At 23.1% G+C, this 13,846-nt stretch carries 14 protein-coding genes; 13 read left to right on the top strand and 1 reads right to left on the bottom strand.

Annotated elements, in window-relative coordinates; all coding sequences use genetic code 11:
- Window positions 1-7: 7 nt before the first annotated feature.
- From Q0H31_RS05300 to Q0H31_RS05285, 4 genes are all read left to right on the top strand, one after another.
- Window positions 8-988: a rhamnan synthesis F family protein gene (locus Q0H31_RS05300; RefSeq protein ID WP_295296195.1), complete on the top strand. Its 981-nt coding sequence runs from the start codon at window positions 8-10 to the stop codon at window positions 986-988.
- A 139-nt stretch (window positions 989-1,127) separates the two neighbouring features.
- A complete protein-coding gene (locus Q0H31_RS05295) occupies window positions 1,128-1,937 on the top strand; it encodes a tyrosine-type recombinase/integrase (protein WP_278774445.1) in 810 nt (269 codons plus the stop codon).
- Window positions 1,938-2,011: 74 nt separating this feature from the next.
- Complete coding sequence (locus tag Q0H31_RS05290) at window positions 2,012-3,232, top strand: CHC2 zinc finger domain-containing protein (protein ID WP_295296194.1); 1,221 nt, start codon at window positions 2,012-2,014, stop codon at window positions 3,230-3,232.
- The gene (locus Q0H31_RS05285) at window positions 3,229-4,317 is read left to right on the top strand and encodes a DnaB-like helicase C-terminal domain-containing protein (protein ID WP_295296193.1); all 1,089 of its coding nucleotides are present in this window, start codon (window positions 3,229-3,231) and stop codon (window positions 4,315-4,317) included. The genes Q0H31_RS05290 and Q0H31_RS05285 overlap by 4 nt, the downstream gene beginning before the upstream one ends.
- A gap of 105 nt (window positions 4,318-4,422) precedes the next feature.
- Here the strand turns inward: Q0H31_RS05285 and Q0H31_RS05280 are convergent, their stop codons facing one another.
- A complete protein-coding gene (locus tag Q0H31_RS05280; protein WP_295296192.1) occupies window positions 4,423-5,433 on the bottom strand; it encodes a hypothetical protein in 1,011 nt (336 codons plus the stop codon).
- 478 nt (window positions 5,434-5,911) lie between these two features.
- On the opposite strand from Q0H31_RS05280, the gene Q0H31_RS05275 reads away from it, so the two are divergent.
- The 9 genes from Q0H31_RS05275 (at window position 5,912) to Q0H31_RS05235 (ending at window position 13,751) form a co-directional block, all read left to right on the top strand.
- The gene (locus Q0H31_RS05275; protein WP_295296191.1) at window positions 5,912-6,655 is read left to right on the top strand and encodes a ParA family protein; all 744 of its coding nucleotides are present in this window, start codon (window positions 5,912-5,914) and stop codon (window positions 6,653-6,655) included.
- 1 nt (window position 6,656) lies between these two features.
- Window positions 6,657-6,893, top strand: a complete 237-nt coding sequence (locus Q0H31_RS05270) for a hypothetical protein (RefSeq protein WP_295296190.1) — start codon at window positions 6,657-6,659, stop codon at window positions 6,891-6,893.
- Window positions 6,894-6,963: 70 nt separating this feature from the next.
- On the top strand, window positions 6,964-7,755 hold the full coding sequence (gene rfbF, locus Q0H31_RS05265; RefSeq protein WP_295296189.1) for a glucose-1-phosphate cytidylyltransferase: 792 nt from the start codon (window positions 6,964-6,966) through the stop codon (window positions 7,753-7,755).
- Entirely contained in the window at window positions 7,740-8,939 is a 1,200-nt protein-coding gene (rfbG, locus tag Q0H31_RS05260; protein ID WP_295296188.1) for a CDP-glucose 4,6-dehydratase, read from the top strand. Before rfbF ends, rfbG begins: the two co-directional genes overlap by 16 nt.
- On the top strand, window positions 8,939-10,042 hold the full coding sequence (locus tag Q0H31_RS05255; protein ID WP_295296187.1) for a radical SAM protein: 1,104 nt from the start codon (window positions 8,939-8,941) through the stop codon (window positions 10,040-10,042). The genes rfbG and Q0H31_RS05255 overlap by 1 nt, the downstream gene beginning before the upstream one ends.
- Before the next feature lie 20 nt (window positions 10,043-10,062).
- Window positions 10,063-11,364 carry a lipopolysaccharide biosynthesis protein RfbH gene (gene rfbH / locus Q0H31_RS05250; RefSeq protein WP_295296186.1) on the top strand — a complete coding sequence of 434 codons (1,302 nt, stop codon included), beginning with the start codon at window positions 10,063-10,065 and terminating at the stop codon, window positions 11,362-11,364.
- 7 nt (window positions 11,365-11,371) lie between these two features.
- Entirely contained in the window at window positions 11,372-12,355 is a 984-nt protein-coding gene (locus tag Q0H31_RS05245) for an NAD-dependent epimerase/dehydratase family protein (protein ID WP_295296185.1), read from the top strand.
- Window positions 12,352-12,885, top strand: coding sequence for a dTDP-4-dehydrorhamnose 3,5-epimerase (gene rfbC / locus Q0H31_RS05240; RefSeq protein ID WP_295296184.1), 534 nt, complete (start codon window positions 12,352-12,354; stop codon window positions 12,883-12,885). The genes Q0H31_RS05245 and rfbC overlap by 4 nt, the downstream gene beginning before the upstream one ends.
- On the top strand, window positions 12,882-13,751 hold the full coding sequence (locus Q0H31_RS05235) for an NAD(P)-dependent oxidoreductase (RefSeq protein WP_295296183.1): 870 nt from the start codon (window positions 12,882-12,884) through the stop codon (window positions 13,749-13,751). The genes rfbC and Q0H31_RS05235 overlap by 4 nt, the downstream gene beginning before the upstream one ends.
- The last annotated feature ends 95 nt before the right edge of the window (window positions 13,752-13,846 follow it).

Here is a 13,846-nt window from a genome sequence, read left to right as displayed (position 1 = left end):
ATAAAAAATGAAAATATTGGCTGTGTTTGCAGGGTATGATAAAGATAATATAATTGATGATTATGTAGTCTATTATATTAAAGAATTAAAAAAAATAGCAGATATTATTTATGTATCTGATTGTAATATGCCAGACAATGAATTAAACAAAATTGATAATTATTGCTTAAATACTATAAATGGCAGACATGGCGAATATGATTTTGGCTCCTATAAACGAGGATATTTATACGCTAAAGAAAATAATATTTTACAAACCTATGATAAAATAATATTTTGTAATGATTCTTGTTACGGACCTCTCTTTAATTTGGACAATATACTAAATAAAATGAAAGATTATAATTTTGGCGGTATCTCAATTAGTAAAGATTTAAAAATAGCAAAACATGATTATATCACTAGCTTTTTTATTATAATAGACAAAACTATATTTAATACCTCTTTCTTTAATAACTTTATCTCAGAAATAAAAAAAGAAGAAGATAAAATGGATATAATTAAAAAATATGAGTTTGGACTTTCAAAACTTATGATTGATAATAATATAGAATTAAAAGCTTTATTTGATGATAATGGCGAGTTTAACAGGCCATATTTTAATCCTTTATCTCTAATAGAAGAAGGATATCCATTTCTAAAAAAACATGTATTAGAAAAAAAAATTACAGTACCTTTAAATATAGATGAACTAAAAAAGATTATAAAAATAATCAAAAATAATTATGATATTAAATTAATAGTTAATCATTTAAATAGAGTTGCTGATAAAAAACAAATTAAATATTTATTTCAAAAATATAAACCATATAAAAAAGTATTTATAAACGAAAAACTATTTTTTTTATTTACTCGTTATTCTCCATCTGGAAAATATCAAACTGTGTATAAGTTTTTTAATTTTTTAACTATATCTATAGAAAAGCCTATAAAAGATTCTTATATAGAAACTAATTATCAAGATTTCAATTTCTTACTTGAAATATAAAAAAATTATAAAAATTATTATTAAAAATAGTTATTTTCCGAAATATATACATAACTTAACTTTTGTATATATTTTTTATAAATGATAACATTGAAAAAATATGTAAAAAACGTATAATTTTATCATGAATAGCACACTTATGTTAACTAAAAAACAAATACTTGATTTGGAAACAGTATTTGGACAAGCATATACTAATGTCATCAGACAATATTATAAAAGCAATGATTCTCTAACTTACGAAAATATTATAAAGTTTCTCAAGGAAAATAAAAAAACTAAATCGAATGCTACAATTGCAATTTATAAAGCAGCTTTAAAAAAATTAATTAAATATAAAATAAAAGATTTAAATAAAAAAGCTATCATAGACAGTGCTTTTTCTGAAATAAAGATAACTAAAAGAGATAATACAATAACTAAAGAAAAAATAGTATCTAAAAAGATTATTAATGAAATGATAAAATTATCCAATGAAAAAAATAAACTTATCATACAAACATTATACGCTACAGGATTAAGAGTTTCAGAATTAATTAATATAAAAAAGAAAGATTGTAAAAAAACTATTGAAGATAATATTATTTATATGTCTGTATCTGTAATTGGAAAAGGAAATAAAGAAAGAAAAATTAAATTAAAGTTAGAATTATACAATACAATAATAAACACTTTTCAAAGTAAAACATATTTATTTGAAACCAAAAACAAAAGACCTTTTACAAGGCAATATATATATAGAATAGTAAATACGGCAGGACTAAAAGCCATAGGAACAAGACAAGTACACCCACATACATTAAGACATAGTTTTGCTACTCATTTACTTATAAAAGATAATAAAAGCTTAAAGGCTGTAAGTAAATATTTAGGGCATAGTTCTACTGCAATAACTTCAGATTTTTACATACACGATGAATTATCAATAAAAGACTTAATTAAATTATAATATATTTTTATTTATGTGAAAAATAAATATTATAATTTCGATAAATATACAAAAACTTACTTTTAAACTTATTTATGTGTAAATTAGATATAAATTATATAAAAAATCACTATTCTATTATTGATATAGCAAGACGTTTAGGGTTTGAAGTAGATAAAAATAATAAAGCAATATGCCCTTTTCATAATGATACAAACCCTAGTTTATCATTTAATATTAAAGAAAATTATTATCATTGCTTCAGCTGCGGAGCTAGCGGAGACAATATAAAATTAGTTAAAGAAATGTTACATTGCAATTTTAATGAAGCTGTTGAGTTTATAACAGGAAATAATTATAAAAAAATAGAATATAATAAAAAAGAAGTTAATATAAAAAAAACTATAAATAATAATTGTAATTTTGATAATATTTATAAAACTTTTTTATCATTATTAGATAATAAAGAAGCTTTAGATTACTTGCAAAAAAGATGCATAATAAAAAAACAAATTATAGATAATCAAATAAAAAATCTTCCTAAAGATAAAAAAGAACAATTATTTATTATAAACGAATTGTTAAAATACTATAGCGAAGATAATCTGATAAAAAGCGGAATTATAGCAAAAAATAAAGAATATAATAACTTATATTTATTTCATTATAGGCATAGACTTATTATACCATATTTTGATACTACTGGCTATAATATTTTATCTATTCAAGGACGCACTATAGACGAAGATATAAAACCCAAGTATTTATTTAACAAAAATGCAAAAGACTCTATTTATAATATAAATAAATTAGGCAATAATAAAGATGTTATTATATGTGAGGGAGTTATAGATGCATTATCATTAGAACGTTTTGGATATGTTTCTATTGCTTTGTCTGGTGCTACTAAAAGCAATATATTAAAAGAATATGATTTTCTAAAAAATTATAATATTTATAGCTTTTCTGATAATGATGATGCAGGAAAAAGATTAATTAAAGATATATATAAATTGAACAATTATAAAGGTGCTTTTTCAATAGAAAACTTTACAATTAATAATAATGTTAAAGATATTAATGATATATTAGTAAAAGCAGATATAAAAAGTTTTAAAATAGATAATATAAAATATAATTATTTTAAAATGCCTAATGACAAAATTTGTATTTTAGATTATTATATATTTACAAAAAAAGAGTTAGGATATATAAAAACAAAAAAAAATTTTCAAAATTCATTGCTTTTACTTACAATGGATAAAAAATGTTTAACAGAAGAAGAATATATTAAAAAATACGGAGAATTAATTTGATTGATAAAGACTTAATTGTAGATAAAGAAGATTATTTGAAAAATGAACTTATTAATTCACTTAGAGAAAAATTAAATGAAATAAATAAAAATAATATAGATAACTCTATACTTGAAATAAAAAATATTTTAAAAGAATTTAGCATTCTCAATGAAGATAATCTCAATATAGAAGAAAATATATTAAATAACAATACAATAGAATCTTTAATAAATACAATAACCAATATAAAACCTTATAATTTGGAAAATACATCATTTGAAGTATTAAATGATTTCATAAAAGACTATTTAATTACAGTAGGAGCAGAAAGCTCTGTAGGAAAAACTTCTTTTGTAAGCCAGCTCGCTTTAGAAATACTTCAAAAAAATGATAATACTATACTTGCTTTTTATTCTTTAGACGATAGTAAAGCATTTCTAACAAAAAAGATGATATTACAATTAATATCCAATAATAAAAGAAAAAATACTATTGATTTTGCAAAATTAATTAATAAACATAAAAATGATTCTTTAAGCATATTATTTAGCAGTCGTATTGCTATATTTGAAAAATTGAATATATATAATCTTTATAATCAATTACTAAAATTAAAACAAAATGCTTCAAGTAAGCTAAATATTAAAGAGCCTAGAATTATTGTTGTTATAGATTACTTGCAAATTATAGACCATGACAGCAGTAACTTACGTGAAGGATTAAATAAAATTTGTTCATATTTAAAAAACATACAAAAAAAATTAAATTGTATGATGATACTTTTAAGTCAATTTAATAGATCAAAAGAAATCAATATTAATACATTAATAAGATACAGAGAAACAAGTGAAATAGAAAATATATCTGATTTATGCATTAATTTAGAAAGTATTCACAATCAAGAAAATTATAACACTAAATTATATATTGTAAAAAATAAAGATGGAGAAAAAAACAAGATATTTACAAGTCTGAGAGAAGGTTATACATTCAATAAATTTTTTGAAAATAACAACATATATACATACAAAATACCAAAGATAATATCTGATAATAATGAAGAAAGTTACAATGAAGAGAGTATTGATGATTTTATCTTTTAAAAACAGCGAGACATAAAATTAAATATATAATATTATTATAGTAAAATATATATAATATTATATATTATTATAATTAAGTATTATATTGTTATAATAATATAATACTTAATTAAGGACTTCAAAATTAGGCAAATTAGATTTATCTCTGTGTAATGATACTAATATACTATCATTTTTTATTTTTAAAGCATAAGGCATAACATTAATTTTATCTATAAGTCCATCTTGCCCCATTTGATTAAATAGTTCCAAACCTTTTTTGATAAAGTTATAGGCCTTAGATTTATCTTTCAAAAAAACGCTGTCGCCTCTTGATTGAGTATTTTGTCTAAAACATTTTTTTATTATGTCTTTAAAATCGTATTCTATTTCACTGCTTTTTCCGTTATCATGAAGACATAAATATAGAAACAGCTGCCTATAATTTATAGATTTTCCAAAATTACCGTACTTAGTGAATTTAGGATTATCTTTATATTTATTGATGCTATGAACAATTTTTGCCTGCAATTGAGATGGTATTCTAATATAACCTTCTGTTCCCTTAGCTCCAAATAAACAATTCCAAATAGGCTTCAAAAATTCAATAGCATAATAATAAACTTCACCATTAATATTTTTTAAATTTTGTATTTGACAATTAGTATCTTTGTTTATTATGCTAAATCTTATAGCATCTGTATGTATAGAATGAGTAGCATTCAATGGGTATATCTTCGGTTTTACAGGCATACCGTCTTTATCTATTCTATTAAGTGTTCTATATACATCCACTTCTAATATTTTTCTCTGCTCTTGGAACTCTCCTAAAGTAGCATTAAAAAAACTATTTTTGGAAGTATATATTAAATAATGAGTTTCTAAATTATTATTTTTTCTGTGTATATATTTATCATCTTTATAAAAAGTACACATGTAATTTATAAAATCTATTACATAAGGATAGGCACCATTTAAGTTAAAATATTCATCTTTCAAAATACCTAATTTCTTTTCTATTTCTAACTTTTGAGCATGCGATATATCATATTTTGTAAAAGTTTCAGCTTTAGCTATTAATCTAGGAGCATTAATAGGATTATTAATAAATTTATTTTTTGATATAGCTTTATTCATAAATCTAACCTTTATAATAATATATCAAAGAATTCGAATTTTGTCAAAGCATAATTTATATATTATAATATTGTAGTAATATATAATATTTATATTATATTATTATAATAAAATATTATTAATATAATATAAAGTAATATCTATATTATGCTGTAACTGTAAATATTATATATAATATTTATTAAAAAATATATAGTTCTTTTACCACAAATATAGTAGTCTATTTTGAAACGTTTACAATAAATAGTAGTCTGTTTTGTAACGTTGAGTAGTTTATTTTGTAACGTTAAGTAGTCTGTTTTGAAACATCTTTTTGTAAAAAATAGTCTATTTTGAAACATATCCCTATTTATTTTTAAATTTTTTAAATAATAGAAAAATGTAACATATTTAAACTTGATAAAAATGTAATACAAGTATATTATATTATTTATATAAAGTATTACAAAATTATAATAAAAAAATATTAAGGAATAAAATGATAAAATCTATAGCTTTTCATATCTTAAAAGGCGGAGTGGGAAAAACTACACTATCTGGAAATATAGCATATAAAATATCAGAATCAAAAAAAACTATACTTATAGATTGCGATATACAAGCCAATTCAAGTAATTGGTTTTTAAAAGAAAATATAGATTATGAATTATCAGACTGTCTGCAAGGAATGCCTTTACAAAACGCTATAAAAAAAATAAAAGATAATTTTTATATTATACCTACAAAATCTAAAGACAGCTCTTTAAAAAATTATGCAGAAACTAAACTTTTTCAAGAACCATTTATATTTGAAGATTTAAATACGGAATTGCAAAAATTAGGATTTGAATATGCAATATATGATTTAAGTCCTTCAATAAGCCAGTTAGAAAGATGCATACTTCTTGCAATTAACGAAGTTATTACTCCTATAACTCCAGAATATTTTTCATTTGACGGAATAGAGCTTTTTTATAATGAATTGCAAAAAATAAATAAATCATACAGAAAAAATATAAGATACAACAAAATAATAATAAACTTAATCAACAAGTCATTTGAAACACATAAACAATATTTGAGTATTCTTGAAAATTTAAAAAGGTATAACATATATAAAATAGGTCAAGATAGAAAAATAGCAGATAGTCAAAAATTTAACAAAACAATTTTTGAATACTATCCAAAAAGCAATACAATAGAAGAATTGAATAAAATAGCAAGCGATATAATAGGAGAATGATATGCCTATAAATAAAAGCAATAATACTTTATTAGAACAAGTACAAAACTCAAATCTATTTAAAGACAGTGATAAATCATCTAATAATAAAAAATTAGAAAGCACGATTGTAATAAAAATAAATGAAGAGCATAAAAAAATATTAGAAAGCCATTTCAAAAATGAAAAAGGCCTTGCTCTATCAAGCGGTATTAGACAAATAATATTTGAGTATATGAAAGATAATAATTTAATATAGGAACGTTGAAAAATATGAAACGTCTATATATAATATTTATATAGATTAGGTAATAATGAGAGGAAAATAAATGAAACTTGTCATATTAGCAGGTGGATTTGGTACAAGATTAGGTGAAGAAACAACCATACGTCCAAAACCACTTGTAGAAATAGGTGGACGACCTATTATTTGGCATATAATGAAATATTATTCATATTATGGTATTAATGAATTTATTATACTTCTTGGTTATAAAGGATATATGATAAAAGAATTTTTTGATAACTACAGAAGACATTTATATAACATGAGAATAGATTTCAAAAATAATACTTCAAATATTCTTGATAAACTAAATAATCCTGTTGTTGAAGAAGAAAATTGGATTATCGATCTTATAGATACAGGAGAATCATCAATGACAGGAGGAAGATTGAAAAGAGTAGAATATTTGCTAAAAGATGAAAAAACTTTCTGTCTTACTTATGGAGATGGTGTATCTAATATTAATATATTGGAAGAATTAGAGTTTCATAAAAGACATGGTAAAATAGCTACTATGGCTGCCGTATTTCCTCCAGCTAGATGGGGGGCTATCAATATCGATAAAGATAATTTGGTAACTAGTTTTATAGAAAAACCTAAAGGCGATAATGCCTACATTAATGGAGGTTTTTTTGTATTAAATAGTCAAATATTTAGTTATTTAGAAAATGATTTTACTATATTTGAGCAGCAACCACTACAAAAGTTAAGTAGTGATAATGAATTGATGGCATTTAAACATGAAGGTTTTTGGCAATGTATGGATACACAAAGAGATAAATCTTTACTTGAAGATATGTGGAATAAAGGAGATGCACCATGGAAAGTATGGTAATCAATAATATTTTTAATTCATTTAAAAACAAAAAAATATTAATAACAGGGCATACTGGTTTTAAAGGTGCTTGGTTTTCAAAATTTCTTTTAAGTCTTGGGGCTAAAGTATATGGTATATCTTTGGAAGCAGAGAAATTATCATTATATAATTTAATTAATCTAGATGATGAAGTTAAATCATATATACAAGATATAAGATATTTAGATAAAATAAAAACTATAGTAAAAGAAATTAATCCTGATATTTTATTTCATTTAGCTGCACAACCTATAGTTTTAGAAAGCTATAATAATCCTGTATATACTTATGAAACTAATATACTAGGTACTATAAATATATTAGAGTCAATAAAAGAATTAAATAATTTAGAATGTGCTGTTATGATTACAACAGATAAAGTATATGACAATAAAGAGTGGGTATGGGGTTATAGAGAAAATGATGCATTAGGCGGTCATGATCCTTATTCAGCTTCTAAAGCATGTGCTGAACTAATAATAAAAAGTTATAAAAAATCTTTTTTAAAAGATAAAAACATAGGTGTAGCTAGAGCTGGCAATGTTATAGGTGGCGGAGATTTTTCGCAATATAGAATTATACCTGATATAGTAAGGGCTATAGAAAAAAATATTCCTGTTGAGCTTAGAAATCCTAATAGTATAAGACCATGGCAACATGTATTGGATGTGCTTTATGGATATTTATTATTTTCTTATAACTTAATAAACAATAAAAAAGATATATCTGATAGTTATAATTTAGCTCCGATATATACTGGAAATGAATATACTGTAGAAAATATAACTAAAATTTTTATTCAAATAATAGGAGAAGGTATGTATAATATAAAACCTCAAGATAATAATAAGGAAAATAATTTATTACTTTTAGATTCATCTTTAATTAGAAAGGAATTAAATTGGAAGGAGATATTTAACACAAGAGATGCTATTAAACAAACCGCTATTTGGTATAAAGAATATTTGAATAATGGTAATTTATATAAAATAACAGATTTGCAAATAAAAGAATATGAGCAGAGCAGAGCAGAGTTAATAGTACTACTATTTATTAAATATTATAATGTTAATAAAGTCAATAATAAAATTTATTTTTATAATATAAAAATAATTATTGATTTTACACTACCTCTTCAAAACTTTATTGAGGAGGTAGCTTAATGTTATTAAGAGCAAAAACTAAAGGATTATTACAAACTAGAGAATTAACTAAAAAACAAATAGATAATACAAAATTAAATAGGGAAGAAATGGATAATAAAGCTACTATATTAAAATCTTATCCTCAAAGATTAGTATTGGAACTTACTAATGCATGTAATTTAAGATGTATAATGTGCGGACGCGATGAAGCAGAATTTACTCCTACAGTTTTTAAATTAGATTATCTAAAAAAATTAGAAAATATTTTAGATAAAATAGAAGAGGTTACGTTATTCGGTTGGGGAGAACCTACTATGCATCCTCAATTCATAGATATATTAAAATATTTGAATGATTTCCCTGTAAGAAAATATTTTGTAACTAATGGAATGAAATTAGATAAAATAAAAAATGCTTTATTCGACTATAAAGTAGATATTATGGCTATTAGTTTAGATGGTGCTAAAGCTGAAACTAATGATAGAATTAGATTTGGAGGTAATTTTAATTTTATAGTACAAAATATTAGAGAAATAGTTAAAGAAAAAAAAGAAAGAAAATTAGATTATCCATATATGAATTTTGTTATGGCTTTAATGGATTCTAATATAGAAGAATTACCTCAATTAATAGAATTAGCTTCAGATATAGGTCTTGAAGAAGTGAAAGGTGTTTATTTAACAGTATTTACAAAAAACTTGCTTAATGAAACATTATATAATAAGCAAAATAAAGTCATAAAAATATTTAATCAAGCAGAAGAATTAGCTAAGAAATTAAATATAAAGTTAAAACTACCTTATATTCAAGGTGAAGATATAGCAGGAAATAAATATCATAAAGATTGTTTTGTAGCTTGGAGAGATTTTTTCTTGGCATCAGATGGATACGTAAGACCTTGTCAATCAACAGCTGTTAAGTTTTTAAATTTTGAAAATTATGAAAATTTTGATGACATGTGGAATGGAAAAGAGTTTCAAGAATTTAGAAAAAACGTTAATGATCAAGATAATATGTGTGATGAGTGCAAAAGGTGCTTTCAATCATCTCATGCTAATTGGAATAATGAATTATCCTTTATACAAATAAATCAGCAATTTGCTCCTGAATGGGAAAAATAAATTTGTAAGGAATTAATATTATGGATAGAGAGAAAATATTAGAATTAGTTAAAGAATATGCTAAAAAAGAGTATTGTAGTAAAGAATTTATAGAAGGAGAATCTCCTATATATGTTTCTGGCAGGGTATTTGATGAAGATGATGTAGCTACTTTGGTTGATAGTGCTTTAGATTTCCATCTTACAACATATAGGTATAATGATGAATTTGAAAAAGGATTAAAAGACTTTTTTGGTTTAAAGTATGCTTTAACTTGTAATTCTGGATCTTCTGCAAATTTAATAGCAATTACTTCATTAACTAGCCATCTATTGAAAGATAGAGCATTAAAAATAGGTGATGAAGTTATAACTGTTGCTGCAGGTTTTCCAACTACAGTAAATCCTATTTTACAAAATAATTTAATACCTGTATTTGTAGATGTTGAATTAGAAACATATAATATCGATACTGATAAAATAGAAAATGCAATAAGTGATAAAACAAAAGCTATTGTTTTGGCACATACTTTAGGGAATCCTTTTAATATAAAAAAAGTAAAAGAAATATGTAATAAATATAATTTATGGTTAATAGAAGACTGCTGTGATGCTTTTGGTACAACTTATAATAATCAAAAAGTTGGTACATTTGGCGACATAGCCACTTTAAGTTTTTATCCAGCTCATCATATAACCATTGGAGAGGGCGGAGCAGTACTAACAAATAATCCTATATTAAAAAAAGCTATGGAAAGTATTAGAGATTGGGGACGTGATTGTTGGTGTGCTCCAGGATGTGATAATACTTGTAATCAGAGATTTTCTCAAAAATTAGGTGATTTACCTGAAGGTTATGATCATAAATATATATATTCACATTTAGGTTATAATTTAAAAATTACGGATATGCAGGCAGCATGCGGTGTTTCTCAGCTAAAAAAAATAAATAAATTCATAGAAAAAAGAAAAGAAAACTTTATCAAAATTAAAGAGAAATTAGAAAAATTTAGCAAATATTTAATATTACCAAAAGCACAAGAAAATAGTGATCCATCTTGGTTTGGTTTTCTTATAAGTATAAGAAGTGAAGCTCCTTTTAATAGAAAAGATTTGATAAAATATCTTAATGAAAAGAAAATAGCTACTAGATTATTATTTTCAGGAAATATAATTAAACAACCTTATATGAAAGGAAGAAATTATAGAATTGTAGGAGATTTAACAAATTCTGATTTCATTATGAATAATACTTTTTGGATTGGTGTTTATCCTGGTATTAACGATGAAATGATTGGGTATGTAGAAAAGTGTTTTGATTCTTATATTTTAACTAAGGATTAATTATATTATGAAAAAAATAGTTGTGACAGGGATTAATGGTTTGATAGGTCAATATATAGTTGAACCATTAAAAGAATTAGAATTTGAAGTATATGGTATTGGCAGAAGAGATATTACAACAAATGACTTCAATTATATTAAATGTGATATAAATAATTCTTTGCAAATAGAAAATATTTTTAATAAAATAAAGCCAGAATATTTAATAAATCTGGCTTGGGATTTAGGTATAGAACATTATGTTTCTAATTCTAATTTTGAATTATTAACATCTTCATTAAATATGTTAAAATACTTCAAAGAAAATGGTGGTAAAAAATCTGTATTTATTGGTACTTGTCTTGAATATAAATCTAAAAATATTCCAATTAAAGAATATGATGAATTAAATCCAACAACTGTATATTCCAAATGCAAAAATTACCTTAGAGAAATATCTGAATTATATTGTAACAAAAACAATATAGATTTTTGTTGGTGCCGAGTTTTTTATGTTTATGGTGAAAATGAAAATAAGTACAGATTATTTCCATATATAATAAATAACTTAAAAGAAAATAAAAAAGTTATTATAAATCACTCACAATTAGAAAAAGATTATATATATGCGGGAGATGCTGCTAAAGCTTTAGTTAAAGTATTGAATTCACAAGTAAAAGGTATAATAAACGTCTGTTCTGGTAAAGGTATTAAATTAGGAGATTTTGCTACCATAATAGCTAAGAAAATGAATAAAGAACATTTATTAGAATTACATGAATTAGAAACTAATGAACCTAATATTATGATTGGAGATAATACAAAACTTATTAATAAATTAAATTTTAGAGATTATAGTAATATGGAAGATATTATCTATAAATTTTTAGCAGAGCAGAGCAGAGCAGAGCAGAGCAGAGCAGTAAATTATAAAATATATATTATTTTACTTTATAAAAAATTAAATGTCAATACATTTCTGTATTTATCTAAATATAGGAGTGTAGCATGATTTTACAAAATATCTTTATAAAAGATGCTTATATGTTACAAAATAATTATATAAAAGATGAAAGAGGGTATTTTTTAAGAACATTTGATAATAAGGAATTAGAAAAGTATAATTTAAATTTTAATTTAATACAATCTAATATTAGTTTTAACAAATTTAAAGGTATTATAAGAGGATTACATTATCAAAAAGAACCATATCCTGAAATAAAAATTGTTAGATGTTTGAAAGGAAGAATATTTGATGTTATTGCTGATATCAGAAAAGATTCTCCAACTTATGGAAAAGTTTTTACAGTTGAATTGAGTGAAGATAATGGTAAAATGATATATATTCCTCCGTATGTTGCACATGGATTTCAAACTCTTAAAGATGATAGTATAGTATCATATTTTTTAAGTTCAGAATTTATTCCAGAAGCATATGGTCATATAAGATATAATGACCCTTATTTTAATATAGATTGGCCTAATAAAGATAATATTATTATTAGTGATAAAGATAAAAATGCACCTTATTTTGAATTATGAAAAAAGTTATAGTTACAGGAATTAATGGCCTTATAGGCCAATATATTTATGAGCCTTTACATAATCTAGGTTTTGAAGTTTTTGGCATAGGTACTAAATTAAAAAATGAAAAAAATTATTTTTGTGTTAATTTGAACAATCATGTTGAATTATCAAATATATTCAATAGTGTAAAACCTGAATATTTAATACATTTAGCTTGGGATACTAAAAAAGGTTATTTAGATTCAGATTCTAATTTTGATTTATTATCATCATCTATTAATATGTTAAAATACTTCAAAGAAAATGGTGGTAAAAGAGTAATATTTACAGGCACTTGTTTTGAATACAAATTTAAAAATACGCCTATTCATGAGTATGATGAATTAAATCCTACAACAATATATGCAAAATGTAAAAATTATCTTAGAGAAATATCAGAAATATACTGTCAAAAACATAATATTGATTTTTGTTGGTGCCGAGTTTTTTATATTTATGGTGAAAATGAAAATCCAAATAGACTATTTCCATATATAATTAATTCTTTAAAAAATGATAATAAAGTTATAATTAATCATTCACAATTAAAAAAAGACTATATGTTTGCAGGAGATATAGCGAAGGCTATAGTATTAATTTTAAATTCTAATTTTAATGGTATTATTAATATATGTTCTGGTAAGGCTATATCTATTGGAGATTTGGCTTTAATAATAGCTAAGAAAATGAATAAAGAACATTTGTTAGAATTAAAAGAATTAAGCACAAATGAACCTATTAATTTAATAGGAGATAATACAATTCTCTTTAATACTTTAAATTTTAAAGAATATAGTGATATTAATAAAACTATTTTTAAATTAATAGAATGTATAAATTAAATATAATATAAAAATTTTTTTGTGCACAGGAGCCAGACATATTGCAGTTAGGAATTCCTTAATTTCTTAAAGTATAGCATAGGTGTATCATAATT

Origin of the sequence: uncultured Brachyspira sp. (assembly GCF_934747485.1) — a bacterium.
Taxonomy (GTDB): Bacteria; Spirochaetota; Brachyspiria; order Brachyspirales; family Brachyspiraceae; genus Brachyspira.
Note: the sequence above shows the minus strand (reverse complement) of the source record. Positions and strands in the feature narration are given on the sequence as shown.